20 protein-coding genes are annotated in these 26,903 nt (G+C 50.5%); 4 read left to right on the forward strand and 16 right to left on the reverse strand.

What is annotated here, in order from left to right; genetic code table 11:
* Position 1: 1 nt before the first annotated feature.
* From BUB30_RS14920 to BUB30_RS14970, 11 genes are all read right to left on the reverse strand, one after another.
* A complete protein-coding gene (locus BUB30_RS14920; protein WP_073135508.1) occupies positions 2-730 on the reverse strand; it encodes an ABC transporter ATP-binding protein in 729 nt (242 codons plus the stop codon).
* Entirely contained in the window at positions 705-1,958 is a 1,254-nt protein-coding gene (locus BUB30_RS14925) for a nitrous oxide reductase family maturation protein NosD (protein WP_073135509.1), read from the reverse strand. The genes BUB30_RS14920 and BUB30_RS14925 overlap by 26 nt, the downstream gene beginning before the upstream one ends.
* Before the next feature lie 30 nt (positions 1,959-1,988).
* The gene (locus BUB30_RS34650) at positions 1,989-2,426 is read right to left on the reverse strand and encodes a nitrous oxide reductase accessory protein NosL (RefSeq protein WP_178377117.1); all 438 of its coding nucleotides are present in this window, start codon (positions 2,424-2,426) and stop codon (positions 1,989-1,991) included.
* A gap of 13 nt (positions 2,427-2,439) precedes the next feature.
* A complete protein-coding gene (locus BUB30_RS34655) occupies positions 2,440-3,042 on the reverse strand; it encodes a hypothetical protein (protein ID WP_084138142.1) in 603 nt (200 codons plus the stop codon).
* Between the two features lie 76 nt (positions 3,043-3,118).
* A complete protein-coding gene (gene nosZ / locus BUB30_RS14935; RefSeq protein WP_073135511.1) occupies positions 3,119-5,107 on the reverse strand; it encodes a Sec-dependent nitrous-oxide reductase in 1,989 nt (662 codons plus the stop codon).
* 25 nt (positions 5,108-5,132) lie between these two features.
* Positions 5,133-5,606, reverse strand: coding sequence for a c-type cytochrome (locus BUB30_RS14940; protein WP_073135513.1), 474 nt, complete (start codon positions 5,604-5,606; stop codon positions 5,133-5,135).
* Positions 5,607-5,776: 170 nt separating this feature from the next.
* Positions 5,777-6,727 (reverse strand): hypothetical protein, encoded by a 951-nt coding sequence (locus tag BUB30_RS14945; protein ID WP_143164938.1) that lies wholly within the window; start codon positions 6,725-6,727, stop codon positions 5,777-5,779.
* A 235-nt stretch (positions 6,728-6,962) separates the two neighbouring features.
* Positions 6,963-8,021 carry a hypothetical protein gene (locus BUB30_RS14950; protein WP_073135517.1) on the reverse strand — a complete coding sequence of 353 codons (1,059 nt, stop codon included), beginning with the start codon at positions 8,019-8,021 and terminating at the stop codon, positions 6,963-6,965.
* A 235-nt stretch (positions 8,022-8,256) separates the two neighbouring features.
* Complete coding sequence (locus BUB30_RS14955) at positions 8,257-9,798, reverse strand: twin-arginine translocation signal domain-containing protein (protein ID WP_073135519.1); 1,542 nt, start codon at positions 9,796-9,798, stop codon at positions 8,257-8,259.
* Between the two features lie 151 nt (positions 9,799-9,949).
* Positions 9,950-10,351: a hypothetical protein gene (locus BUB30_RS14960; RefSeq protein WP_073135521.1), complete on the reverse strand. Its 402-nt coding sequence runs from the start codon at positions 10,349-10,351 to the stop codon at positions 9,950-9,952.
* Positions 10,352-10,612: 261 nt separating this feature from the next.
* The gene (locus BUB30_RS14970; RefSeq protein ID WP_073135525.1) at positions 10,613-11,908 is read right to left on the reverse strand and encodes a sugar MFS transporter; all 1,296 of its coding nucleotides are present in this window, start codon (positions 11,906-11,908) and stop codon (positions 10,613-10,615) included.
* A 540-nt stretch (positions 11,909-12,448) separates the two neighbouring features.
* On the opposite strand from BUB30_RS14970, the gene BUB30_RS14975 reads away from it, so the two are divergent.
* Entirely contained in the window at positions 12,449-14,977 is a 2,529-nt protein-coding gene (locus BUB30_RS14975) for an alpha-L-rhamnosidase-related protein (protein WP_073135527.1), read from the forward strand.
* Positions 14,978-15,110: 133 nt separating this feature from the next.
* Here the strand turns inward: BUB30_RS14975 and BUB30_RS14980 are convergent, their stop codons facing one another.
* The 5 genes from BUB30_RS14980 to BUB30_RS15000 all read right to left on the reverse strand — a co-directional run bounded on the left by BUB30_RS14980 (position 15,111) and on the right by BUB30_RS15000 (position 22,763).
* On the reverse strand, positions 15,111-16,313 hold the full coding sequence (locus tag BUB30_RS14980; protein WP_073135529.1) for a sensor histidine kinase: 1,203 nt from the start codon (positions 16,311-16,313) through the stop codon (positions 15,111-15,113).
* Positions 16,314-16,327: 14 nt separating this feature from the next.
* Positions 16,328-17,530, reverse strand: coding sequence for an ATP-binding response regulator (locus BUB30_RS14985; RefSeq protein WP_073135532.1), 1,203 nt, complete (start codon positions 17,528-17,530; stop codon positions 16,328-16,330).
* 2 nt (positions 17,531-17,532) lie between these two features.
* Positions 17,533-18,354, reverse strand: a complete 822-nt coding sequence (locus tag BUB30_RS14990) for a CheR family methyltransferase (protein ID WP_073135534.1) — start codon at positions 18,352-18,354, stop codon at positions 17,533-17,535.
* An 11-nt stretch (positions 18,355-18,365) separates the two neighbouring features.
* Positions 18,366-21,815 carry a response regulator gene (locus BUB30_RS14995; RefSeq protein WP_073135536.1) on the reverse strand — a complete coding sequence of 1,150 codons (3,450 nt, stop codon included), beginning with the start codon at positions 21,813-21,815 and terminating at the stop codon, positions 18,366-18,368.
* 306 nt (positions 21,816-22,121) lie between these two features.
* Complete coding sequence (locus BUB30_RS15000) at positions 22,122-22,763, reverse strand: MarR family winged helix-turn-helix transcriptional regulator (protein WP_073135538.1); 642 nt, start codon at positions 22,761-22,763, stop codon at positions 22,122-22,124.
* Positions 22,764-22,902: 139 nt separating this feature from the next.
* On the opposite strand from BUB30_RS15000, the gene BUB30_RS15005 reads away from it, so the two are divergent.
* The 3 genes from BUB30_RS15005 (at position 22,903) to BUB30_RS15015 (ending at position 26,903) form a co-directional block, all read left to right on the forward strand.
* The gene (locus BUB30_RS15005; protein ID WP_178377118.1) at positions 22,903-23,376 is read left to right on the forward strand and encodes a hypothetical protein; all 474 of its coding nucleotides are present in this window, start codon (positions 22,903-22,905) and stop codon (positions 23,374-23,376) included.
* Positions 23,377-23,405: 29 nt separating this feature from the next.
* Entirely contained in the window at positions 23,406-24,383 is a 978-nt protein-coding gene (locus BUB30_RS15010) for an alpha/beta fold hydrolase (protein WP_073135541.1), read from the forward strand.
* 174 nt (positions 24,384-24,557) lie between these two features.
* Positions 24,558-26,903: a mechanosensitive ion channel domain-containing protein gene (locus tag BUB30_RS15015; RefSeq protein ID WP_073135543.1), complete on the forward strand. Its 2,346-nt coding sequence runs from the start codon at positions 24,558-24,560 to the stop codon at positions 26,901-26,903.

A 26,903-nucleotide genomic window follows, 5' to 3' on the forward strand; every position in this document is an offset into this window, starting at 1 on the left:
ACTATTCGGTGATAGAGTCCAATAATTCCTTTTGCTGAATGAGCGTGGCGATGGCCTTGCCCAGGCGTTTCTCGTTGGTTTCCCGTTTCAGGGCTTCGATTGAATTATGGTATTGAATTCTCCCTTCGAAGATGTACACCACGTCGGTGGTGAGCTCGTCCAGGTCGTTGAGGACATGCGATGTGATGAGCATCAGCTTTCCTTTCAATTTCTCAGCGGTTATTTTCTCCTTGAAGATCTCTACCGACACCGGGTCCAGGCCGGCCGTAGGTTCGTCCAGGATCAGCACGGGTGGGTTAAAAAGAAAAGCAAGCGCCGCGCTGACTTTTTGCCGGGTTCCGCCGGAGAGCGAGTGCATTTTTTTGTCATAGATCTTATACAACTTAAATGCGTCGATCAATTCCTCATCGATCTTATCCTGTGAAGGGCGGATATTCCGCATCATGTCGACGAGCTGCCCGATGGTGATGTTTTCGGGATACCTTCCTATCTGCGGCATGTAGCCGATCTTTTCACGGTATTGCCAATCGGTCAGGATGCTCTTTTCTTCAAAGACAATGTCCCCCGACGTGGGCACCACCAGGCCCAGGAGACTTTTGATCATTGTCGTTTTTCCCGACCCGTTGGGGCCGATGAGGGCATAACTTTTTGAGGGGTACACGTCCAGGGTTACGCTGTCGAGTACCTGCAGCTTTCCGAACTTTTTACTGACGTTGCGAAATGATATCATACGGTCTCATTGAAGGTAATTCGTCTTTTAAATTTTCGGGTGTGATCGCCGGTATCGCTTTTTCCGTTCTGTCCATGAGGTAGACCAGGAAACTTCGCCAAAGCAACACGGCGGTGGGCATTTGTTCCACCATCATGCCGTACAGGCTTACCGGCCGATACGGAATGTCGCCCGTGGAGTCTTTATTCAGATCATATCCCTCGTACTTATCCCAGTAGTTGCTGTTGATCTTATTCAGGACGAGTGTCCCGTTCGTCACCACGTCGAAAGTGTTGGCGAGAAAGTTGTTTCGTTCAAACACGTTATCGTCGCAACTGGCCTGGAGACGCACCGCATAGCCGTTGTTCATAAAGGTGTTCTCCTGAAATTGGATCCGGCTGCTGCCTTCCATGAAAATGCCGACGGAGTTTTTCCGGAACGTATTGCTGCTGACAAAACTGTCGCGGATGTCTTTTAGCAGCAGGCCATAGGCCGCCGAGCCCCAATTGTATTCAAAAACGTTTTCAATCATTTTCACGCCTTTCGAATACATGACCGCAACGCCCGCGCCGTTGTTGACAAAAGTGTTGTTGCGATATTCGTCGTTGTGCGAAAACATAAAATGGAGTCCATAGCGCAGGTTTCCTTCGCTGTGATTCCGGGTGATCAGTGAATTGGTCACAAACTCGAAATAGATCCCATCGCGATGTCCTTTGATCGTGTTGCCGTTCACGGTGATGTGCGAACACTTCCACATGTGGATGCCGTTGCCGATCTGGTGTTCCGCTTCGGCATCGGCCTGCAATTGATTACCCTCGATCCACGATTGCGAGGTATTGGCGAAGTAGATACCAAAAAAAGTATTTTCGAATCGGTTGTCGGTTATCCGAAGATTCGCGCATCCGATCGCCTTCACGGCGGCCAGGTCGTTCATGCTGGCAACGCCCGTGTTGATGAATTTTAGACCTTTGATCACCACACCGTTTGCTTTTATCGTGAGGATCTCGAATTTATTTTCACCATCCAGGACCGGGAACCCCTTTCCCAACAGGACCAGCGATTTGTCCAGCACCATATTTCCCTCCCGGTAAGTCCCTGCCTCGATCCAAAGCGTGTCGCCGGCCGCAGCCGTGGCAATGCCCGCACGAATGGATCGGATGGGTTGATGCGGGCCGATCGTAATCGACGCGGCCATCGTGTTCAGCGAAGCGAAGAGCAAAATACCGGAGATAATGAGGATGCTTTTCATGGTGTGTTGTCAGGGTCTATCGAACAAGGGTCATTTTCCTGAATGGTTTAGCAATTCATCCCACGACAGCATGGTGCCGTGCCATTCTGCATTGAATTTTTCGAATTCATCCTTGCGCTCAAAGGCCGCTACATGCCCCGCCATCGGGCTCCGGATGAGGTCCGACTGACTATAGAAAGATTTTGTTGCATCCAGCAACTTCGGGGTACCCACATAATTTGCCACCAGGTAGCTTGCCACATTTTCTTTTGGCTCATAGCCCGAGTGGATGAAGTTGACCATGCAGTTCAGATCGTCGAACTTATAGATCTTGCCCTTCCGGGTGAGGATCTCCGCTCCAAACTTCTCATCCACCAGCGTCATCTTACAGGTGTAGCAAGCATCCTTGCCCATGACCAACGGCTCCGGCTTTACACTGCATGAGAAAAGAGAAACCAGAGCGATAAAGGATACGGCTAAGTATTTCATAGTAGGCATCTTGTTAGTGTAGCGTGGCCGACACCGCGATCTTTTTTCTGGATAAGAAAAATTCAACTGCCAACGTCCCTACCGCGAGCACGCCCGCTACCATAAATATCCAGCCCCCGACATCGGGTCCGGAAAACGCAGTGAAGTTCAGCAATTGTTTTGTCCCGATGAGCGGCGGTTGATAGGACATTCCCGGAACGACAATGGGCGCCGTCGGGTCGAGGTTATGGCCGTAGTCATATCCCCACAAATAAAAATCAACCAGCGCACCTACTCCTGCACCCAGGATGAGGAAGACATAGATCCAGAGCAGTATCTTTTTGTTTGCCAGGGCCGTCAGCAAACCGACTCCGATGATCAATCCAACGATGTAGATCATGTAGCTGAACTCGGGGAACATGCTCACTTCGATATGTTTCATACCGATATAGTGGTTCAATGCGCTGATGATTTTAACATTACCGGTCAGCGTATTGATCCAGATCTTCATCTCCAGGCCCTCCGGATACTGGGGAGCCCACATCAGAATTTGCCAGAGCGGAACGAAATAGGCAGAAACCATCAACAATGCCGACAAGGCAATGGCCCACCGGGAGGATGGCTTTAGTGTTTTCATAGGAGACTGTTTTGGATATGAACCCCGACCCGTATGCCGGGCCGGGGTATTCAACCTGTAAACTAACGCGATACTACTACTTACCGGCACCACTGGTCGCGTCATCCGGAACGCCGGTTGAGAATTTCAAAGGTGTCTTCACACCTGCTGCCGACACTCTCAGGTAGCCTGACATTTCCTGGTGCAAGGCCGAACAAAAGTCCGTGCAATAGAAAGGAACAACACCTACTTCGGTCGGTTTGTATTTGAGGGTCTGTGTTTCACCCGGCATGATCAGAATTTCCGCATTGGTGGCACCCTTGATGGCAAATCCGTGCGGAACATCCCAATCCTGCTCGAGGTTCGTCACGTGAAAGTAGATCTCGTCGCCAACGTTGACCCCCTCGATGTTATCGGGAGTGAGGTGAGAGCGAATGGCGGTCATGTACACGTGCACCTGGTTCCCCTTTCGCTCCACGCGGGCCTGTGCTTCGCCTTTTGCAGCAAACGGGTTTTCGTTTTCTTCGATCTTATAAATTTTTGTTGAGTTCGCCGTGATCATGCTCGCCGGTATGGCCTCTGCATAGTGCGGCTCCCCGGTCGTAGGAAAATCGAGCAGTAACTTCATTTTCTCTCCGGAAATATCATAAAGTTGAGCCGACTGGGTGAGTTCCGGACCCGTGGGCAGGTAGCGATCCTTTGTGATCTTGTTGTAGGCGATCACATATTTACCATGCGGTTTCGACGTGGGGCCACCGGGCACACTCAAGTGTCCTATGGAATAATAGGTAGGGACCCGGTCCAGGATCTCCAGGGTCTTCACATTCCATTTCACGATCTCAGAAGATACGAAGAAGGATGTATAGGCATTTCCTTTCTCATCAAATTCGGTATGCAACGGACCAAGGCCCGGCTTTTTAACCTCACCGTGCAGCGCCGATTCATATTTGATGACGGGAACACCGTTGAAATCACCTTCAAATTCTTTTTTCGCAATAGCGTTCTGGATCTTTGAAAAAGAGAACACCGGCATCATCGCCGCCAATTTTCCGCTGCCCACAATGTATTCACCCGTGGGATCAACGTCACATCCGTGTGGTGACTTCGGGCAGGGTATGAAATAGACCATGTCCGGCAACTGCTCAATGTCCAGCACCGTAACCTCAGTTTCCATTGTAGATGTAGCCGAGTGTGTCTTTTCGCTATAAATGTTATGGGCATACTTAACTTTCTCAATTCTTCCCTTTCCTTGCGCCAGGTATTCTTCCGCTTTTTTCCAGTTCACGGCCATGATAAAGTCCTTGTCCTTCTGCGAAGCATTTACCTCGAGCAGCGTATACGCTTGTTCGGTGTTGTAGCACGAAAAGAAAAACCATCCATGCGAAGGACCTTTCCCGGCACGGCTCAAGTCAAAATTGAATCCCGGTGTTCTTAATTGAAAGGCGATGCTCATGTGTCCCGTCTGTGGGTCCACCTTGACAAAACTGATAGAGCCTTTGAAATTTTCCTTGTACGAATTGATGGGAACATCCTTGTTGCCCATAGGTACGCTAAAGCGCGTGCCCGCCACGAGGTATTCGGTGTTCTCGGTAATGAACGGAGAAGAGTGATTTCCGCCACTGTTGGGGATCTCCAAAATTTCTTCGGTGCGAAAAGACTTGAAACTTACCCGTGCGACGCGGGGTGTGTTGTTTCCGTTGGCAAAGATCCACCGTCCATCATGTTCTCCTTTTGTAGTCGACAGCGCAATGTGATGCAAATCGTCCCAGGGAACTTCACCCTTCGAGGTATTGAGCATGGGTTTGGTTTCCTCGCTGAATCCATAGCCACTTTCGGGCGAGAGCGAGAATACGGGGATGATCCTGAACAGTCTTCCGGAAGGGATTCCATAAACACCGATCTGGCCGTTGAACCCTCCCGACACAATGTTATAAAACTCGTCGTACTTCCCCGGCGCCACATATACTTGCGCCGCTGCGTCGCCGATGGTCACTTCGGCCGGGCCCTTTGGTTTACATTGATAAAAAGCGACTGCCATCAGGGTAGCCAGTAACGCGATGGTGATCCTATCTATTGTTGTTTTCATTTTTTTATGGTTTGAAATTGAAAAATCATTTCTCTCCGTCGTTCTGCCGCATGAACTCGAGGATGTCGCGTGCGTCGCCGATGGAGACGTTCTGGTTTGGCATTCGCGTCAGGCAAAGCTCGAGCAGCTTTTGTGCCTCAGGATCTTTATCGAGCATCATGTCGGTGTTGGTCACCATGTTCATGATCCACTCCGGCGTCCGGCGCTTGGTGACGCCAGACCAACCCGGTCCTACCACGCGTTGATCGTTTAGTTTATGACAGGCCTGGCACTTCATTTCGTACACAGCCTTTCCCCTTCCGATGCGCTCACCTTCCAGCGGAGTGTTCAGCGTTACATGGGTGACCTGCCCCAGGCCTTTGCCCGTCATGGCATTTTCTGCCACGGCGTTTGGTTTTGATGTTTCTTCCTGAGCGTACTCCTCAGTGTCTTGTTTCGGTTTATCGGGCGCGCATGCTGCCAACATGCCCAGGACGAGAAATGGAATTATTTTCTTCATAGCTATAATTTGGTTTGTAGTTTAGCTGCTCTTTCGGGTACCAAAGTAGGCCTATTGTGAGCGATGGCCTTATGATTTAAATCACATGAGAATCATGATCTAAATCAGGATTCCGCGTAGCGATAAGTTCTTATCGCCATCTCGGCTACTTTCGAAAGACAGGAGTTTGCTTACTGACCGGCCAGGGCCGTCGGTTTCCCGGAAGAGCGGCCGGCAAATGATCGAAGTGCCAACATCCCGAAGGATATCGGGAGTGGGATCGAAAAAAAGAAAAGCAAGAGCGGTAGGTTCATCCGATTATAAAAGAAAGAGATCCCTTGGGCAATCATCAGCAGCTCGGAACCAACAAACCCTGTAACAAGCGAGAGGAGCCCGACTGCAGGCAGTGGGGCTATGATGTTATGCTCCATGCACCACCCCACCAGGAAAAGTGTTACGGTCCCGATCAAGACCAGATGAAGGTATGCGATAACAAAGGGTCTTGTTTCCAGGGCCAACTGCGCGATGAAGGGATGAGATGAGACCAGTTGCAGAAGGCATTTCAGCGCAAAGCAGGTCAAAGCAAAAAACCACAACACCCTCACTTGTGGTTTAAGCACAACCTCCACGCTCTTCACGATCCTGCAAAAGTGAACCAGCGCCCAGAGTTGCAGCACTGCACCCAAAGCTCCGAGTAGATTATAAGCCATACCCGGTTTGGCCCAAAGCACGGAAAGAACATAAGAAGGAAAAAGGGACACCAGCAATAGGATGCCACACCGGTAGGAAAGCCGCCGGTCAAAAGGAATGTTTCTTTTTTCAAGCGTATGAAACCATAAACTCAGCAATGCAAAAATAAAAACACCATTGTATTGAAAGTGCAGGTAATAATAAACCAGAAAATAATACCACTTCGAATGGCCAAGTCCATTGGCCATTAAAGGTCCCAGGGCAAATGGCCCGAGGGACGCCATTGCAAACAGCAGCAGGGATATTTTTGCGCACCAACCCGCAAGGGTATGCCATTCGCTCCGAACGTCTTTAAAAAACCAAAAAGAAAAAATCCAGGCAGCAACGGTGTGAAGTGCGGAAAGCACAATCGAGATCGGCCCATATCCCTGGAAGGGAAACGAAAAAAACATGCCCACCAGGAGGCATTGATCAAAAATAAATAAGATGCGATAGCGGGGCATGGCCCACAATGCGTGGTTCTGCAGGTACGCCAGCATGACCAGGTTGAATACCCAGCCCAGAAACATGGTGTGTGAATGCCCGTGCAACCCGTTCGGATAGTGCAGCCAGGGGATCGGGGAAATGAAATACCAACGGAGTAATAATCCGACGCACCCGGCAGCAAAAAGAAAGATGAATGGAATTCTAAACAGCTTTTGCATGTCGAACTTTTGTCATCATGATGCCCGCCAGGATGATGAAATACCCAAGGATGCTACAGGCCGAAAGCCAACCACTCCAAAGCCGTAGCCCTGGTGAAAACAATATCACATCCGATAATATCCGCAGCAACAACGAAATCAGTAGCGTGGCCAACGGAATGTAGAGTATCGCATGATAAGGAGTTACCCGAAGGCCCAACACCCCAGGCAGGATCATCGGGCCGTGCGCAAAGATCATGGAGAAAGCGAAGCCTAAAAAGAAGGTATGCACAATGGCGTCGGCATATACCAAGTCTGGCAGGGCCACCAGGAAGACACCCACCAGCACCAGCGCGATACATCCGGTCATCAATGCACGCGCCGAGAATCGGGTGAGACCCTCTTTTTTCAAGCCTATCGAAATGATGTCATAACGGAGCAACCAAAGTCCAACACCGGCAAGGGCTACACCGGAAACGTATTTACCGACACTGTGAAAGGGGAGCATCAGCCCGATCACAAAAAAAGTCAGTACGCCCAACAGCACCTGCTTGTTTTGTTTTGTGACGGGCAGAAATTTGCTGAGCTCCACGCGTTCCCCAACAATAACCAAAAGGATAAAGCCCATCCACCAGGGGAATGCCATGGGATAGAATTGTTTTGAGATCAACATGATATGCCCTACCACCTGGCAGCAGGCACCGGCCGTCATCAGCATAAGCGACAGGTCGTTGGGTTGCTTCTTAAAATAGAGCACGAAAACCATGAACAAACCAAGGGCACCGGCCAATAAGAGCCCCAGTCCTACGCTGTAAAGTCCAGGGACGACCATTACGATGCCCAGCGCATTGATGGCTGGCAGGGCTAAAAGAATTTTGTTTTTCTGTGCAATAACTTTTTCGAGCAGGATGAGCGTCCCCAGGAAACTCCCCACCATGATCGCACCGTGGTGGACGGCGATCGGGCCTACGTCGAAATTCCATCCCAGACGCATCAACCCTGCGGTCATCCCCACCACCAGGTTCAGAAAAACAAAAAAAATAAAAGGTAAGCGCGCAGGCATCGTCCCGATGTTGTTGCGCTCAAAGTACAGGTGTTCTTGATTTATAACACCTGACAAAAATCAGCCCTCCACAAAATAAAAATGAGAACCCATGCGAAAACCGAAAAAGTCCGCATGATGTTTTTACGCGGTCTTCCCCAAAAATAAAAAAACGGGTTCCCCTAAACCTTTCAAGGCGCGACGCCAAATTGTTTCTGGAGGGCAAATGAAAATGGGACAGGTCTTGATTGAGGGGCTATATATTCCTCCGAACCACAAGCGCACCGTCTTCTTCTGTCTTCTGCTGACACGCCCACTTCACGCCATAACGCATTCCCTTCACCTCTATCGCTGCATACATTTTCAAACCTTCCAGGTTCGTCCCCTTGGGAAAAAGGAACAGCGCTTGTCGCACTTTTCCGGGAAGGGGATATCCCGGGTCCAGGCTTCCTTCGGCGAGCTTTTGCCCGGTGCTGCTCACGATCGAAATACGCAACGCACCCGGCACTCCCGCCACACCATCGTTCACCAACCCCAGCACCAGGCCGGGATGTCCGTCTCTTTCAAAAGACCAGATCCACGAGGGCCTGATGCGATATCCGATGGACAAGGATAAATCGTCGATCGCGTCGGGATACTGTTCATAGTAATGTTGCAAACGTTCGGCTTGTATGTGATGCCAGTTCCACAAAGAAAAATAATTCGGGCCTACATCTTTTGCATGTGCAATGATGTTGTCGGTGCGGGTGACGCCTTCTGAAATTTTCAGGCTCTCGGGAGTCCCATCCGAAATTCCGTTTTCTACAAAGGCGCCCGTCCAGGCCGGCCGGTTGCTCAGGCTTTCGATCTGCATGTTCTCGATGAAGATCGTATCCGTGCGAAGCCAGTTGTGTGATCGTATGGTTCGGTCGACGATCTCGGAATTGCCCACGTTGCTGTAGTCGGGTTGCGTATTGGTGAGCAGCGGTGTATTCTTCCAATGGGCACACTGCATTTCAAAGATGTCGACAAAGGTGCGCTCGGCTGTAGCGTAATCCGGGAAAGGATTTTTATCGGGGAACGGCCACGTGTGGCCTTCTCCCCAAAATCCATACATATACGTATCGATAAATTCCACCTGGGGATGGCCATTGTACGTCGCCGCCAACAAACCATCCATCTCCTTCAGGGCATTCATAAAAACCGGGTGATCGAATTGCGGGGCAAACTGAACTTTACCCGGAAGCCCGATCTCGTTTGTCGTTCCAAATTTATATAAGGGAACTTTGTTCAAAAGAAAATCCGGCATCGACTGGGGTTCAATTTCAGGACTCATGAGTTGGACACGCAAGCCGATGCGCTTGTTGTATTGCTTGGCCAAATCAAACGCGATCCTCCAGTGATCACAGAAATCGAGCCGGCCCGGTTTGCTTTGAATGTCGCGCCAATCGACCCGCAGGTAGAGGACATCGCCCAGCGAAAGGCGAACCAGCTTCTCCAGCGATTTTTCCAGCGGTTCATTTTCTCTGCGACCCGGTCCCAGTTCGTCGCACAGGTAGGTGGTCATGCCCATGCCGTAGTTTGACACCCGCTTTTTAGAAGGCGTTGTGGCCATGATCACTTCGGCGCCGGGAACGACTTCTTCGGGTTTGTAGGAAGGGAAAGGTCCCTGGTTCAGCCGGTCGGTGATGGCCGGCCCACGACCAAAGTCATAGCCGTCCCAGTTGTGGGCGGGGACAAATGTGTTTGCTTGATTTGGTAAGGCGCCCGTGGCCAATGTCGCCAGGGCACTCCGTTGTAAGAAATTCCTTCGATTCATAATTCCGTATTATCCCGTTTGGCAAAATGTTTTTTCATGCCACCGGGTCGGATTTAAAAATCGAAAGGCGCGATTCAAATGATAGAGCGGTGGCTTCTTTTATAGATTTTTCGAATGACTCTCCCCCACCCCCAACAAATCGTGTGTCGCTTCAGTCCGGCAACGAACTGTATCGCGGTTTCACTTTCGCATATACCTTGCTCGCAAACCCCGGACAGATGATGACCAGCTCGCCGTCCTTGTCGATGAAGATCTCACCCGTTTCATAATTCGTGTTGCACGACCCCATGGTCACCACCAGGAAGTTGCACGTCCAGAGATTGGTTTTCGTCTGGCGGATATCCTTGTAGATGAACAGGTCGGATACCTCGCATGGAAATTTTTCGTTCCCTTCTTCGATGATGGAAGCGCGATCGTTGGTGATCTGGATTTTTAAATTGTCGCCCTTGCGCACCCAGGTGCCTTCAATAGATTTAGGTTGGTCGGTGGTGAACCCCGTGCACAACGCCGACAGGCCTATGAGCAGGGCGCCGTACAATTGATTGATCTTCATATAACGATGACGGTTTAGATACTCCTTTCGCAATTTATGCGATCGCCCGCTCATGTTCACTGGAACGCTTAGTGAATATTATCAATTTATTTTGCTTAAGAGCGGTTACCAACAGGTTCCAGGCCACAAAAAAATCCACCTTATTATGCCTTCACATTTGCCGGTTCTCGTGGACGATAGTTTCCAAAACAAAAGGCCGTCAAGTCAGCAACTTGACGGCCTTTCTATGAAGCGCTTACACTAAATGTGCCTATCGATTGATCAACTTGCCGTAGCCGGTACAGGTTTGGAGGATGCTGGTGCACCTACCCTGTGGCCCTTCACGGCAAAAAATAAAATGTAAAGGTAGCATGGTATGGTGATCCAGAAGGCGATCTGACGATTGGAGTGATCGGCCAATGCACCGTAGATCAGCGGAAAAATTGCTCCACCAACAATCCCCATGATCAGCAGGGCCGATCCGATCTTTGTAAAGCGTCCGAGGCTATGCAAAGTCAAGGGCCAGATGGTCGGCCACATGAAAGAATGTGCGAAACTCAACAGAACAACAAACGCAATGGAAACCCATCCGCTCGTGACCAAGGCTGCGACAATAAAAACCAAACACGCGGCGGCGCTTAATGCCAAGGCTGCTTTTTGGCTTATTACTTTGGGAATCAAAATTACGCCGAGAAAATAACCGATGGTGAGTCCGATCAGGCTGTAGATACCAAACTTGCTGGCCACGCTTAAGTCAAATCCCTGGTATTGTCCATACAATCCGAGTGCATCGATGGCGATCACTTCCACACCCACGTAAACGAAAATACAGATCACGCCCAACACCAGGTGTGGATATTGAAATACAGAACTCTTTTCTTTTGTTTCTTCAACACTACCGTCATGCGCTTCGGCATCCTTTGGATCGATCTCGGGGAGATGCGCTTTCAAAATGACCAGTGCCAGTATCCCCAGCACAACACCCATGATCACATACGGTGTCAACACGCGCGATGCCAGCAAATCAAGTTCTGTTTCCAGCTCTACGCCGCTCAGGGTCTTGATCTTTGCCGAAATGGCTTTTGCGTCGTTGAAAAGTATTTGACCGAGTATAAGAATACCAATCATGCCGGCAACTTTATTGCAGACGCCCATGATGCTGATCCGCTTTGCCGCGCTTTCAATGGGACCCAGAATGGTTACATAAGGATTCGATGCGGTCTGCAGCAATGTCATCCCGGCAGCCTGGGCGAACAGACCGAATAGAAATAAAGGATACGACCGGGTGAGCGCTGCGGGAATAAAAATAAACGCTCCGACGGCCATCGCCGCCAAGCCAATGGACATCCCCTTGGCAAAACCTGTCTTGTTCAGAATGGCCGCGGAAGGGATCGCCATGAAGAAGTAAGAGATATAGAAGGCGAAGGTGACTAAATACGCCTGGAAATCCGTGAGCTGACATGCCTGCCGAAGAAAGGGAATGAGGATACTATTCAACCAGGTTACGAATCCGAAAATAAAAAAAAGACTTCCGATAATGATCATCGGTAACAGGTACTGTTTCTTCGAATCAGTCATGCGTGCATGGATTTAGGTGATGGTAAAATGCGTGTTGCCGGTCCCCGGTATAGTTAACGCTTTGGCTTCAAGAAACCGAAAAAAACTATAATGTTGGCGCAAACACGAACCGAAATTACCGAAAAAACAACGAGCGGACCAAATAAATACCAAAGAAAACTCCCATTATTTAGGGACTATTCGCGCGGGCAAAGATGGCCAAATCCGCAACCGCAATTGCGCCCATCGAATGAATTCGATGCTGGCCGAAGGCACAAATTGCGTATTCTTCCTTATTTGATGCCTCTGAAGCCGGTTTATAAAAATCATGTCGGCATCGAAATCCACGCGCCGATTTGCGGAGCTTGGATCGTGCGAATGTATCCGAACCGATTTCCTGCAGCCATTTAATTTACTTTGGGGAGACTGCACCTCCATCCTATACCCTTACCAAGTTCTGGCAAACTCCCTGACGCGTCGGCCTAGCCCAGGATTCATATTTCGTTCATTTTAACTATGTTAGTCGCAAACACGGATCGTTCACCCCAATCACACCAATTCATGACCACTACACGCTTCCTCTTTTATCTTCTTTGTGTCGCTTGCTCTATCTGCTCCTGGAACATATGTTCTGCACAAACAACAAACATCAAAAACAACACTCAACAAAAGACGGTAGCCTTTGGCAATGATAAGATCAGGATCATTTTAGACTACAACAAAAAGGCGAACATCTCCTCACTCCATATAAACGGTCAGCAGGTCATACAAAGTGATGCGGGCGTCTATTCAAAAATCAGAACGAAAGAGACGTCTTATTCAACCCTGCACCTGTCGTCGGATCCGACGGTGAAAGTTTCCAACAACATTATCAGCGTCGCGGGCATCCACTATGGCGACCATGCTCTTTCCATAGACGAAACCTGGACATTCACCATAAATAACAGCGACATCAAATTCGATATCGACAGAACCCTGTCAAAAGCGATTGTGGCAGAACAAGTAGGCTTCCCTGTTTTTATGTTCAAGAGTATGGATGTCTGGGAAGGAGCTTACCCGGACTACGGAGGTTTGGCGTGGTTCTATCTTTTTAATAAAAAATTGGATACCTATGGTGTCCACAGCAGCACGTCTGATTTTTGGAACAGCAAAACCGGCAATGGGCTGACGGTCGCCGTGACAGCACCCGGCAAACAAATCGCGATGGACTATAGCCGTACGGCCGATGATCGATTGGCCTATACCCTGGCGATCTCTCCTTCGGAAATGCAGCCGCGTTTCGATGCAGGCACAAACCGGCGCCGCTATGTTCGCGACACGACGGATGTGTGGGCGCCCTTTCAGATCAGTGCAGGGAAAAGCAACCAACGGATCACGCTCTCCTATTTCGACTTCGAAGCGAAATTCGGTCGTGGGAATTTGGTCGGTATAAATGGAGAGCAGGTGAGCGCGGTACTGAACACCATCGCCAGGATTGGGGTGATCGACAAGGAGCATTTTGGGGGTAACAGCTGGCATACACCCTATGGGCCCATCTGCCTGCATGAACAATATATCGCGCAACTGGGACTCGCCATCAATGACAACAATTATCTGAAAGGCTACCAGCAATGTCTCGATTTCTATCGCGACAATGCCATTAAACCCGACGGCCGCGTGTGGCCACGATGGGCCTACAGCAATGAAGACGCCATGCCACAGGGATTTACCGACAAAGGTTTTTATGAAGCACAGTGGGGATACCTGTTAGATTCCAACCCCGACTTTGTTACAAACGTTGCTGAACTGTACAACCAGACCGGTGACCTGCCGTGGGTAAAGACCCACCAGGCCTCCTGCGAAAAAGCATTGGACTGGATCATCAACCGCGACACCAACGACAACGGGCTGGTGGAAATGATGACCGATAGCCATAAACAAAAAAGAGGAAGCGACTGGATAGACATTATCTGGGCGGCGCATGAGAATGCCTTTGTCAACGCCAAACTCTATTATGCCCTCGTCTTATGGGCCGACATCGAAAAACAACTTGGCAACACTACAAAGGAAAAATACTATACGGCGTTTGCAGGAAAACTAAAGGACAATTTTAATAAGCCCGTTTCCGCGGGAGGCTTTTGGGACGCCGACAAAAAATGCTACATACACTGGCGGGATAAAGACGGATCGGTCCACGGGAACAACATGGTCACGCCCGTAAATTTTATGGCCATTGCCTACGGCATTTGTGACGACGACAACAGAACAAAAACCATTCTTGACGACATCGAGCTACAGATGCAAAAGGAGAGCCTCTTCTTTTGGCCCATCTGTTTGTACAGTTATGCTCCCGGCGAAGGAAATGACTGGCAGTTTCCGTTTCCCAACTATGAGAATGGCGACCTGTTTCTGTCGTGGGGTGCCGTGGCGGTAAGGGCCTATGCTTCCTACAAGCCCGAACTTGCTTTGAAATATGTAAAAAATGTGCTGGCCCAATATGCCAAAGATGGGCTCGCCTTCCAACGCTACGGGCGGGCGAAACAAGATGGACTGGGCGACGATATCTTGTCGGGGAACAGCCTTTCTGCTGTTGGTCTGTACCAGGCGATCTATGGTATCAATCCGTTGTACAACCGGTTCTATCTCGATCCTCATATCACGGAGGCGCTGGCGGGAACACAAGTCAAATACAACTATCGTCATCAGCGATTGACGATCGATCTGGCGATGGGGCGGTATGCTGTATCGAATGGACGGTTTAAGATCACAGCGAAAACGAATTTTGGTTTTTTTAGTGACGATAAAGATCTTTTTTATTTTCACGGGGGTGTAAGCAGCGCGTCTTTGAAAGTATCAACGACGCCAAAGGGGGCGCTGGCATTGGATGTGAAGAAGTGGGGAAGGGATGAGATAGCCTTTGCGCAATCTTCTGCGGATGTGGTTTCAAATAAGTTGATGTATAAGGTCAATGATCTTCGTGCTGATCATTATTATTCAGTTTTGATCAATGGCAAATTGTTGAAGCGAATCAAAAGTGATGGGGAGGGTGGTTTGGTGTTTGAATATAAAAGTGGTAAGGGGGTGGATGAGATTGTTGTTTTGAAGGAGTGAGGTGCGAGGGTTGCGCGCATTAGGAGAAATCACCTCACCTTCGCTAGAGCTTCGGCGAGCAAGCCCTCCTTCGCCAAAGGTTCGGCGGGCCCTCCTTCGCTAAAGCTTCGGCGGGCAAGGCAAAGAAGAGGTTTTAGCCATTCTTTGTGGGAAGCGAGAAATAGAATGTTGCTCCTTTGTCGACGGCGGCTTCGGCCCAGACGCGGCCGCCGTGTTTGGTGACGATGCGCTTGACGATGGAGAGGCCAATGCCGACGCCTTCAAATTCGTCGGATTTGTGGAGACGTTGGAAGACGCCAAACAATTGATCGGCATATTTCATGTCGAAGCCGGAGCCGTTGTCGGATACATAATACACGACTTCATTGCCGTCGTGGCGTGATCCGATCTCGATTTGTGCGTTTTCCTTTTTTGAAGAATATTTAAGGGCGTTGGAGAGCAAGTTGATCCAGACTTGCGTGATCAGCTCGCGGTCGGCATACATGGGCGGCAGGGGCTGCGAAACAATTTCCGCTTTGCGTTTGTCGGCCTGGCGCAGGTCATGGAGAACGTTCCACACCAGCGTTTCGGCATCGACCTCCGATTTCTTTAGTTCCTTCCGGCCCAGCTTGGAGAATTCGAGGAGGTTGTCGATGAGGCTGTTCATCTTTCGGACTTGTCCCTGCAGACTCCCCAACATCCGTTTTGCGTCGGCGTCGAATTTTTCGCCATAGTCTTCCAGCAGGATCGAAGAGTAGCCATTCGCGATCCGGAGGGGTGCACGCAGGTCGTGCGAGACGGAATAAGAGAAAGACTCCAGCTCCCGGTTCACCGTTTCGAGTTGTGCCAGGTTTCGTTGCAATTCCGAATTCAGCTGGTTGATCCGCGCCTCGGCCTTCTCGAGGGAAATATTCTTTTTAATGAGTTCCTTCTTCTGCCATTGAATTTTCAGTTGCACAGAGACCTTGGCCCGTGTCACCTCCGGGTCGAGGGGCTTGGAGAGATAATCTACGGCGCCTTCTTCAAACCCCTTGATGACGGAGTGATGTTCCTTTCTTTCGGCCGAAGCAAAGATGATGGGAATGTCTTTGGTTCGTTTGTTCGATTTCAGGATCCGCGCCACTTCAAACCCATCCATCTCGGGCATTTGCACATCCAGGATGATCAGGTCGGGTTCGTGCAACAGCGCCAGCTTCAAGCCGTCGTTTCCATTTTCTGAACTCAAAAACCGCCGGTCGGGTCGCTCCAACAATTTCTCCAACACAAAAATGTTGGCCTGTTTGTCATCGATGATCAGGATCGTGGCCTGTTCACCGTTTACCGGTTGATCTTCGAATGCGTTTTTTAATTCATCCATACCTCTGTCTCTGTCTAATGCGATTGGGGAAGTAAGACCGTAAATAGCGTTCCTTTGCCGACTTCACTGTCAACGGAAATGCTGCCGCCGTGAAGTTCTATGAATTTCCGGGTAAGCACCAATCCCAGGCCGGTTCCTTGTTGTTTCTCCACAGGGCCGGCGTCGAGCTGGAGAAACGGTGAAAAAAGTTTCCGGATTCCTTCCGGGCTGATGCCGATACCCGTGTCCTGGATCTTCAGGGTGATGCCACGCTCCATTCCAGGCTCAACAACGATGTCGACCTTGCCGTTCCGGTTTGTGAACTTGATGGCGTTCGACAACAAGTTATACAAGATCTGTTTGAGCTTGATCCGGTCTGCTGCAATCTCCCTCACCTCAGGTGCTATCGAAACCGTCAGGATGATGCCCTTGGCATCGGCAAGACTTTTTACGACCGAGCAGACCTCCTCCATAACTTCTTTAACACCGCAAGGCTCCAAAAGTATTTCCATTTTACCCGCCTCTATTTTCGACAGGTCGAGGATGTCGTTTATTAGTCGCAACAAGTGGTTGCCGCTTTTCAAAATATCGTCGAGGTACTGTTCTTGTTTGGGGTTGATCTGACCGACCTTTTTATCCACCAACAATTCCGAGAACCCGATGATGGCGTTTAGCGGCGTCCGCAATTCGTGCGACATCGTGGAAATGAATTCGCTTTTTAACCGGCTGGCATGTTCCACCTGTTGCTTGCTGATCTCCAACTCCGTCAGGTTCTTTTGCAGCTCCACGTTCAGTTGGTGGATGTGCGCCTCTGCCTTTTCAAGCGAAGTGTTTTTTTCGACCAGTTCTTTTTTCTGTTGCTGGATCTTTAGCTGCGCCGACACCTTGGCCCGTGTCACATCCGGGTCGAGGGGTTTCGAGAGATAGTCCACGGCGCCTTCCTCAAAGCCTTTCATGATCGAATGGCGTTCCTTTTTTTCGGCCGAGGTGAAGATAATGGGGATCTCCTTGGTTCGCTTGTTGGACTTGAGCACCTGGGCCACTTCAAATCCATCCATCTCCGGCATGTGAACATCGAGGATGATCAGGTCAAAACTATTTTTCAATGCGAGGGTGAGTCCGTCTTTCCCGCTTTTTGCCGTGAGAAACGACCGGCCGGGTTTCTCTAACAGCTTTTCGAGCGCAAAGATGTTCTCTGCTTTGTCGTCGACGATCAAGATGGTTACCTGCCCGTCCATCACTACTTTGTTTTTATGTATATTTTTTGCTTCCGGTCGGTCTCTTCAAATTGATCTTTCTTGTTTGAAAAAAGGAGAGACTCTTTATCGCCCAATCCCAGGAATCCGAACGGACAGAGGCTGTCATAAAAAAGTTCGAGCACCCGGTCTTGGAGGCGTTGATTAAAATACATCAGCACGTTCCGGCAGAGGATAAGGTGAAATTCATTGAAAGATTTGTCCATCGCCAGGTTATGCGACGAGAACACCACATTCTGTTTGAGCGATGCATCAAAAAGGGCCGAATCGTATTTCGCCCGGTAGTATTCCGAAAACTCGCGCTTCCCTCCCGCAAGCTGGTAGTTGCTGGTGTAGATCTTCATCGCACTGAGTGCATACACGCCCTGCTTCGCCGACTCGAGCGATGCCGGGTTGATGTCGGTTGCATAGATGATCGATCGTTCCAGGAGCCCTTCTTCTTTCAACAGGATGGCGATGGAATAGACTTCCTCGCCCGTGGCACAACCCGCAATCCAGACTCTTATAAAAGGATACGTGGCTAGTCGCTTGATCACTTTCTCGCGTATGCTTTTGTAAAACAACGGGTCGCGGAACATCTCAGTGACCGTCACGGAGAGCTCCTTCACAAATTCCTCGAAGACCGCTTCCTCCCGCAACAGGATCTTCCCCAAGGTATTGATGTCCTCGATCTTCCGGCCCGTCATAAAATGAAAGATCCTTCGCTTCACGGTAGACTCCGCATAGTCCGTGAAGTCATACCCGTACACAAACCGTATGGCCTCCAAAAACTCGTTGTATTCTTTCGCGTCGATCACGTTTTCCATTTTCCGGAGATTTAACGGTACAGCCAAACGCGCATCAGGGAGAGGAGTTGCCCGATGTTCACCGGCTTCGAAATGTAGTCCGACATGCCGACGGCCAGGCACTTTTCTTTATCTCCCTTCATGGCCTTAGCGGTCAACGCGATGATGGGGAGTTTGTCGAATTTGGGGATCTTCCGGATCGCTGCCGTGGCCTCGTAGCCGTCCATTTCGGGCATCATGATGTCCATGAGCACCAGGTCAAAAGAACCATTGCTGGAGAGCATCTCCACGGCAACCCTCCCGTTTTCCGCCGTCGTGCAAAGCAAGCCTTCTTCCTCCAGGGCGTTGGTCAGCGAGTAGATGTTCCGGATGTCGTCGTCTACCAGGAGGATCCTTTTATTTTTTAAGACCTCGTCCGACTTGTGCAGTTTCCGGATGATCGTTTGTTTTTCCTTGGGCAACCTGGACTCTACCCGGTGCAGGAACAGGATGGTCTCGTCCAGCAACCGTTCCTTCGAGTCGGCGGTTTTGAGCACGACCGTATTGGCCAGCCGGTCAAGCCGGGCACTTTCTTCTTTTTTCAAATCCCGCCCGGTGTAGACCACCACGGGGATCTTGTTCAGGTTGTCGTTTCCCTTGATCTTTTCCAGCAATTCAAAACCCGACATGTCGGGCAGCCCCAGGTCGACGATGACGCAGTCGAACGCTTCCTCCTCCATCATTTTGTAAGCCTTTGCACCTTCGTAGGCCGAGAAGCAGGTCACATCGCCATTCCCGATCAGCTCGCGGATCGCATTGTTGTGTTGCTCGTTATCTTCGATGATCAACAGTTTCTTCGTCTTTTTCCCGGCAAAGTTCTCGATCCGGTCAAACGCCTTCCGAAGTTCCTGGGGGGTCACCGGTTTTTTGATGTAGTCGAACGCACCAAGCTCCAGTCCTTCTTTTTTCTTGTCGTGTGCCGAGATGATCTGTATGGGGATGTGGCGGAGATCGGGGTCGTTCTTGATGAGTTTCAGCACCTCGTCGCCATCCATGACCGGCAGCTTCATGTCGAGCAGGATGGCATCGGGTTTGAAATGTCGCGCATAGCTGATGCCCGTGTTCCCTTGCCGGGCGATGATGCCTTTGTATTTCCGTTCGCGGACAAAATCAAGCAGCACGTTTGCAAACGGCGCTTCATCTTCGATGATGAGAATAACCTTGTCGTTTTCGCGGATGTGATTGCGGTCATCCGTGGCCTGCGTGTCGTCCAGTGGCATTTCCTCCGGCTTCACCGCTTTCTCGATCCTGGGCGATCGTTTCTCCTTTATCTCGATCTGTTTGTTGTCCGACACGATCAGCGCCGGATCGAACTGCAAAGGCAAATACATGGTGAAGGTGCTCCCCCTACCCTCTTCGCTCTCCAGCTGGATCTTTCCACCCAGCACGTGCACCAACTCGCGACTGATCGACAACCCGAGGCCGGTGCCACCATACTTTCGCTTGGTAGAACCATCGGCTTGCTGGAACGCCTCGAAAATGACGCCCTGCTTGTCGCGGGTGATACCGATACCGGTGTCGGTGACCGAAAAAGCGATCTGGTCGATCCCGCTCAAGAACCTGCTGCCGGATCCTGCATCTTTAGACACTCGCCCGATGCTCAATCCAACCTTACCGCCACCCGGCGTGAACTTGAACGCATTCGATAACAAATTTTTCAACACCTGCTCCACGCGTTGCTTGTCGGTTTTTAGGACGACGGGGAGCGTATCTTCATTGACATCGATCGTAAACTCGATAGACTTTTCCTTTGCCAGTTCCGAGAACAGCGCCGACATGTTGCCGGCGATCCCCTGAAGGTTCACCTCCGAAATATCCAGCTCCATCTTGCCGGCTTCCACCTTCGAAAGATCCAGGATCTCGTTGATCAGGTTGAGAAGGTCCGTTCCGGAGTTGTGAATATTTCTGGCATACTCAACTTCCTTTTTGCCCAACACGTCGCTCCGGTTTTCTGCCAGCAGTTGGGCCAGGATGAGAATGCTGTTCAGGGGCGTTCTCAATTCGTGCGACATGTTGGCCAGGAATTCGGATTTGTATTTGCTGGTCACCTCGATCTCGCGCGCCTTGATCTCAATTTCTGTTTTTGCATCTTCCAGCTTTTCCTTTTGGTATTCCAGCAAGTCCGCCTTCTCGCCTAATTCCTCGTTGGCTTGTCGCAGCTCTTCCTGTTGTTTTTTCAACTCCCCTTCCGATCGCTCCAGCTGCTCCGTCTTGGCGTGAAGCTCGTCGTTTGATTGTCGTAGTTCCTCTTGTTGCACGGTAAGCTCCTCCGCCTGCCGTTGGGTCTCTTCCAGCAGTTCTTTTGTCTTCTCACGCGCCTGCGACGAGGTGACGGCTATGGCGATGCTGTCGGCTACGAGCCCGAGGTATTGTTTTTTGAGATCATCAAATTCATGCAGACTGCCCAGCTCGATCACGCCCACCACGGCGTTCTCGAAGACAAAAGGCATCGCGATGATATTTTTTGGCGCGGTCTCTCCAAAGCCCGTGTGCATATGAAAATAACCGGGCGCGATGTGGGTAACTTCTTTCACGCTTCTCTCTGCCGCGGCCTGGCCGACCAAGCCTTCTCCAAACTCCACCACGGGATGTTCTCGTTTTGTTTTGTTGATGGCGTGCCAACCCGTCAGCCGGAGATGGGTGTCGCCGTTTTCTACCAGGTAGAATGCGCCGATGTGCGCGTTCAAATAAACCGCCAGGTGATTGATGATGACCTCCGACAATTCATCCACCCGCTTGTTGCCTTGCATCTTTTTTACCAGGTCGGCGCTGCCCGTCAAACTCCAGTTTTTATGGGCTGTCTCCGTCTCCGCTTTTCGGAGCGCCTCCAGGTTGGTGGAAATAATAAAATAAACGACCACCAACACGCCGACGATGACCAGCAACAACGCGATAAAAATGATATTGAAGTTTTTTGCATCATTTTCGCTGGCTTGCTTTCGTTCGACCAGCAACGCCTGCTCCACACCTTTGGCGTGTTCGATCCCTTTTCTGATTTCATCTTCAATGCGCTTCCCCTCTCCCCCAACAACCATTTGCCTTGCCTTTTCAAAATCTTCCCGGCGCGCTTCAATTTTCCTGTCCAGGTGATTCACATGGGCAATGGCCAGGCGTTCGATGTCATCGATATTTTTTTGCTGACCAGGGTTGTCGCGCGTCAACTCCCTTACCTTCTTGATGTGCTCGAACAGTGCGGCCTTCGCGGCATTGAAACGCTCCAGGTAACTCTCATCATTGGCGATGACAAACCCCCGGGCGCCCGTTTCGGCGTTTACGGAGCTGATCAGGACCTGGTCAAATTCATAAAGCACCTCGTGGGTATGATTCACCCATTGGTTGGTATCGACGAATTTTTCGCTGTTCCGGAAGGAGATCATGGCAATCACCAGCAGGACCAGGGAACAACCGATAAATCCTGCTTGTATCTTTTTGTCCAACGTCATGTTTATGTGCCTTAGGTTCGATTGAAGATATACAAAGACTCCGTTATACGTCATCTCATTTCCACCAACGGATTTCCTCAGCTATGGTGCCCAACAGAAAATCCAAAGCCCATCAACAATGACATGCGTCTGTCATGGTGATGGGCTCCAATCAAATATATTCAATTCTATCGAAAAACGGGCTTGGCGTGTACAAAAATTTCCTCTTTCTCTTTCATGAAGGTCTTCGGCTCTCCTACGCATGGCGCTTCAGTGAGCAAGGCGAAGAGGAGCGAAGTGAAGTGGGGCCGAAACAAAGTAAAGCTTTCACTTTTTCTCGTCTCCCATTACTTCCTTGTGAATCTCCTCAATACTTTTTCCTTTGCGTGCGATCGCCAGCTTGGAGTGTTTTTCTTGTAAGGGGTTCAGAATATTGGCCACTAATTTCTTATCATCTTCTGTGAGGTCGGTTAAGAAAATGTCTCTGGCCATTTTTGCTTTTGCAAAACATTGCTTCAACGCCTTTGCTCCGGAGGAACTCAGCACAATCAGTTTGGACCGTTTGTCGTCCGGATCAATTCGCTCTTCTATAAATCCTTTTTCGATCAGGCGATTCAGATTGCCTGTGCCGGTGGATATTTCCATCATGGCGAAGTTTATGATATCCGTTTTCCGGCTCTCACCCAAATTAAAGAGGGCGGCACACAGCATGATGTCCTCGACGGTCGGCAACGGCGTATCGCGCAACGCAATCCGCATATAAACCCAAAACGCCAACGTGCTTCGCGACACCGTCATCATAAACATGCTGTCGGTGTCCGCGGGTTGTGCCTTCTCAAAATTTGATGCTTTCGGACGCTTGCCTTTCGGACGGGCCAGATAGAACCGGCAAAAGTCCTCAAATCCGCCCGTGGGATGGCCCTTTTGGTATTCTGCCCAGCGTTGAAGAACCTCTATAACGTCTTCCATGAGTAAGTTATCTTTATTTGAAATTAGTCCAATTTAGGCATTTTTATTTCCATTACGAAATAACTTTATAACTATTATTACGTATTAGTAATAAATATGAAAATGAAATTATCACCCAAATTTTTAACGTCCCATGAACATGCAAACCGTTTATCAGATACTCAAGGTGCTTCACATTTATGGCTTCATCACAGCGATCGGCATAACGATGGCCAACCTCATTGCCTACCGGCAATTCTGGCGACAGTATGCCACCGACCGTACACAGGGAATCACCACTTTTCAGGTTATACAAAAATTGCAGATCGCCGGAGGGTTGGGCATGCTCGCGGTGTTCCTGGCAGGCATCGGCATGCTGACCATCCATGGCGCTTTCGCTTCGCTCCTCTGGTTTCAAATTAAGCTCGGGTTGATCGTACTCATTTTTATAAACGGCTTCACCCTGGGCAGGACGTCGGCCACGGGCCTCAAGACGATCATCGAGCAGAAACAACCCATCCCCAACGAAACGGAATTCACGATGGCCATTCAGCGACGCATGCAACGCTTTTTGACGATCCAGATTTTTCTCTTTTCCACCATCGTGTTTTTGAGTGTTTTCAGATTCACGTAATCCAACAACATCATCAGAAAACAGTCTCCATGAAAAACAACACCGAAGTTATTGACCAGGTAGAAGTCATGCACCGTTATGCCACGATCAACGGCATACGCTATCACTATGCGGAAGCCGGCACGGGACCCCTGGTGGTCATGATCCATGGTTTCCCGGAATTGTGGTACTCCTGGCGACACCAAGTGGCGGCCCTAGCGAAGGTCGGAAACCACGCGGTGGCGCCGGACTTGAGAGGGTTTGGAGAATCGGAAGTGACGCCACAAGTCAGCGACTATAGCATTTTGCAACTCGCCCGTGATGTGAAGGCCCTGATCGATCACCTCGGGGCGAAGGCCGCCACGGTGGTGGGGCACGACTGGGGCGCCAACATTATGTGGATCATGCCGATGCTCTATCCCGAAACGGTGAACGCCGTCGTTTCACTGAGCATCCCATTTTATCCCGAACCCAGAGATCCATCCAAGTTCAAGTCCTTTGGCAGCGGCAAGTTCAATCAATTCCGGGAACCTGGCGTCACCGAGGCAGAGTTTAATGAAGACCCCGCACGCTTCTTCAAACTGTTCTTTTATGGATTGTCGGGCGACGCGCCACCGGGAACCATCGATACGTTGTTTATGGGTAAGTTTCCTGCGGATGCAAAACTCCTGGATGGTTTTCCGGAACCGGCAACCCTGCCGGCATGGCTACGCCAGGAAGACCTGGACTACTATGTGGCTGCTTATCAGAAAACCGGTATCACGGGTGCCCTGGGTTTTTACAGAAACATGGAGCGTGATTATCCTGCTTTGGTAGACCTCTACAAGAAAGGCATTCACCAGCCGGTCCTGTTTATTGGAGGAGGTGAAGAACCGGCCGTGAAATATGGAAAGTTAGATCTCATGAAAGAAGCGTTGCCCAATTTCAGAGGGTCGATTGTGCTTCCCGGTTGTGGTCATTGGCTCCAGCAAGAAAGATCTGAAGCCGTGAATACAGCCATCGTCAATTTTTTAGATCGTGAAGTTTAGGTAGCCGAAAATTTTGTCCGGAAAACAAAGCGAGGGATTCCCCGGAACCGGGATACCCTCCGTTGTGACAGATCGAACTACCCAACGAGCATTGATTTGTGCAGTTTTCACTTAAAAATTACACCGCGTCATAAATTCAGCCGCCGCAGCGTATTTTGCCCGCCAAGCTAATTTATGATCTCAATACATCGTTGCAAGACCCTGGTATTACTTATTGTACTACTCACCAACACCACGCTTCTTCTCGCACAATCCGGCAAAAGGCCCCACCGCGAACGGGGCAACTACACGGTTTTTAGTGACTCGGCATCGGCCACATCGGCCGAATACATGCTTCATCTCGAAGAGGCGATCCAAAAGCTGGACTCCATTCAAAACGAGAGCAGCCTGCGCCCCGACGTCTTCGTGAACCGCGACGCCCTGAAGGCCAGCGACTCCATTGTGCATTTTGTCGATCAAAGTTTGCAGAAATACAGCCTCAACCTGAGAAGCCTGGAGTTGCTCAAGGTTTTGCTCTCGGATGCGCAACGCGATCTGAGGCGACACTATGCGTTCTTTCAAAAATCCTACAAAGACCTCGACGCCCTGCGCAACGAACTCCGGGCGTTACGGCGCGATACCACGCTGCGGCAACTGTTCCGCGACACGGTGGCCCGAAAAGCATTTCGCCCACAATTGCTCGCGCTCCGATCCGGCAGGCGGCAGACCGACAGTTTGTTGACGTTAAGCCTTTCGACCGTAAACACGATCAAGGCACAAGCCTCGGCAAACTCGATCCTCTCCACACAACTCATGGGCCGTCTCAACACCAAGCTAAGCTCGGCCGGAAAAGAAGTGCTTCAAAAGGAGCTCCCCTACCTGTGGGAATTACCCGGCGAAGGCCAAGCGGACTCACCCGGTCTCGACAATTTTAAGGGCGAACAGAAAGCACTCTATCTTTATTTCAGACATTCGGCAGGCATTCGTTATCTGCGGTGGATCTTTGGCATCGCCTTCTTGTGGTGGGTCCTGCGAAACGTGCGCGTCCTGAGAAGGCATCGCTGGATAGACAATGTAGCCCGGGATGGTGTTATCTATCTCGTGGCCCAACCGATCGCTTCTGCTTTTGCCGTGATCTTTAGCATCGCCCCGTTGTTCGACCTGGATGCACCCGCAGGTTATATGCAACTGGTCCTTGTTTTTCTGATGATCTCGCTGACGTTTATTTTTTACAAGCAATGGCGGCGCCGGTTGTTTTATTTCTGGCTGGCGTTTATTGCGTTGTTCTTTTGCTTCGCCCTATTCGATCGTATTGCCGTGCCAGCGTTCTGGCAGCGGTGTTTGATCCTCCTGCTAAACACGGCCGGCGCCGTGGTGGCATTCCGCTTCCGCAAGCTTCTTCCCGAAGGCATGCAGCTGCGGCGGTTTATACGCGCCGTGCTGGCACTGCAGGTCGGCATGCACGTACTGGCCATTCTTTTCCAGGTTTATGGACGGGGCACCATCTCGCAAATGCTAGGCACTGCTTCGATCTACAGCATCACCCAGGTGCTGGGACTTTCTGTATTGGTGAGGGTGCTGGTGGAAGCCGTGTTGTTGCAAATCCATACCAGCCGGATCAAGAACAAACTGGAGAGCACGTTCGAGAGTGCGCCGATCGTTCAAAATTTCAGAAGACCCTTGCTGGCGGTTGCCCTGCTGATGTGGTTCATTGTCTTCGCCACCAACCTGAACATGTACAATTCCATCTATGAGGGCATGGCCGATTTGCTGAGCACTCCCCGCACGATTGGCCAGACCTCCTTCACGTTTGGCAGCATCCTGTTGTTCATGATCATCATCTGGCTGGCCCACTTCTTCCAGCGCTATGTGGGCTACTTTTTTGGCGACGTCGGCGACGATGAAAGCGAGGGCCTGGCGCAACGTTCAAAATTGCTGGTGACGCGGCTCGTGCTGCTGGCCGTCGGCTACCTGCTGGCGGTGGCGGCTTCGGGTTTGCCCATCGATAAAGTCACGATCGTGTTGGGTGCGCTGGGTGTAGGCATCGGGTTGGGCTTGCAGAACATTGTCAACAACTTTGTTTCCGGCATCATCCTCATTTTCGACCGGCCCCTCAAGGTTGGCGACTCCATCGAACTCGGGGGGCATGCCGGGCGTGTCAAAGAGATCGGCATCCGCTCGAGCACACTCACCACCATCGACGGCGCCGATGTGATCATCCCCAACGGCGACGTGCTCTCCCAACACATCGTGAACTGGACCCACGCCAACCCGTATAAGCGCATCGATTTTTCGCTCGATGTGGAAACGACGGAGGACAAAGACAAACTCGTCGAACTCATCAAGGACACGATACAAACTTCCGACCTCGTGCTCCAAAAACGCGAACCCGTGGTGCTCCTGGAAACCATCAAAGGCGATAACGTTTCGCTGAAGATCTACTTCTGGTGCGAAGACTTCTATAAGTCCGACGCCGCCAAGAGCGAGGTGTGGTACAAACTCTACCAGGAGCTAAAGAGCCGGGGAATGAAAGTCAGCTAA

Origin of the sequence: Chryseolinea serpens (assembly GCF_900129725.1) — a bacterium.
Taxonomy (GTDB): Bacteria; Bacteroidota; Bacteroidia; order Cytophagales; family Cyclobacteriaceae; genus Chryseolinea; species Chryseolinea serpens.

Bases quoted from the DNA above. Each gene is read 5' to 3' on its own strand.
- BUB30_RS14920 (WP_073135508.1), bottom strand. From the start codon at position 730: ATGATATCATTTCGCAACGTCAGTAAAAAGTTCGGAAAGCTGCAGGTA.
- BUB30_RS14925 (WP_073135509.1), bottom strand. From the start codon at position 1,958: ATGAAAAGCATCCTCATTATCTCCGGTATTTTGCTCTTCGCTTCGCTG.
- BUB30_RS34650 (WP_178377117.1), bottom strand. From the start codon at position 2,426: ATGAAATACTTAGCCGTATCCTTTATCGCTCTGGTTTCTCTTTTCTCA.
- BUB30_RS34655 (WP_084138142.1), bottom strand. From the start codon at position 3,042: ATGAAAACACTAAAGCCATCCTCCCGGTGGGCCATTGCCTTGTCGGCA.
- nosZ (WP_073135511.1), bottom strand. From the start codon at position 5,107: ATGAAAACAACAATAGATAGGATCACCATCGCGTTACTGGCTACCCTG.
- BUB30_RS14940 (WP_073135513.1), bottom strand. From the start codon at position 5,606: ATGAAGAAAATAATTCCATTTCTCGTCCTGGGCATGTTGGCAGCATGC.
- BUB30_RS14945 (WP_143164938.1), bottom strand. From the start codon at position 6,727: ATGTTTTTTTCGTTTCCCTTCCAGGGATATGGGCCGATCTCGATTGTG.
- BUB30_RS14950 (WP_073135517.1), bottom strand. From the start codon at position 8,021: ATGCCTGCGCGCTTACCTTTTATTTTTTTTGTTTTTCTGAACCTGGTG.
- BUB30_RS14955 (WP_073135519.1), bottom strand. From the start codon at position 9,798: ATGAATCGAAGGAATTTCTTACAACGGAGTGCCCTGGCGACATTGGCC.
- BUB30_RS14960 (WP_073135521.1), bottom strand. From the start codon at position 10,351: ATGAAGATCAATCAATTGTACGGCGCCCTGCTCATAGGCCTGTCGGCG.
- BUB30_RS14970 (WP_073135525.1), bottom strand. From the start codon at position 11,908: ATGACTGATTCGAAGAAACAGTACCTGTTACCGATGATCATTATCGGA.
- BUB30_RS14975 (WP_073135527.1), top strand. From the start codon at position 12,449: ATGACCACTACACGCTTCCTCTTTTATCTTCTTTGTGTCGCTTGCTCT.
- BUB30_RS14980 (WP_073135529.1), bottom strand. From the start codon at position 16,313: ATGGATGAATTAAAAAACGCATTCGAAGATCAACCGGTAAACGGTGAA.
- BUB30_RS14985 (WP_073135532.1), bottom strand. From the start codon at position 17,530: ATGGACGGGCAGGTAACCATCTTGATCGTCGACGACAAAGCAGAGAAC.
- BUB30_RS14990 (WP_073135534.1), bottom strand. From the start codon at position 18,354: ATGGAAAACGTGATCGACGCGAAAGAATACAACGAGTTTTTGGAGGCC.
- BUB30_RS14995 (WP_073135536.1), bottom strand. From the start codon at position 21,815: ATGACGTTGGACAAAAAGATACAAGCAGGATTTATCGGTTGTTCCCTG.
- BUB30_RS15000 (WP_073135538.1), bottom strand. From the start codon at position 22,763: ATGGAAGACGTTATAGAGGTTCTTCAACGCTGGGCAGAATACCAAAAG.
- BUB30_RS15005 (WP_178377118.1), top strand. From the start codon at position 22,903: ATGCAAACCGTTTATCAGATACTCAAGGTGCTTCACATTTATGGCTTC.
- BUB30_RS15010 (WP_073135541.1), top strand. From the start codon at position 23,406: ATGAAAAACAACACCGAAGTTATTGACCAGGTAGAAGTCATGCACCGT.
- BUB30_RS15015 (WP_073135543.1), top strand. From the start codon at position 24,558: ATGATCTCAATACATCGTTGCAAGACCCTGGTATTACTTATTGTACTA.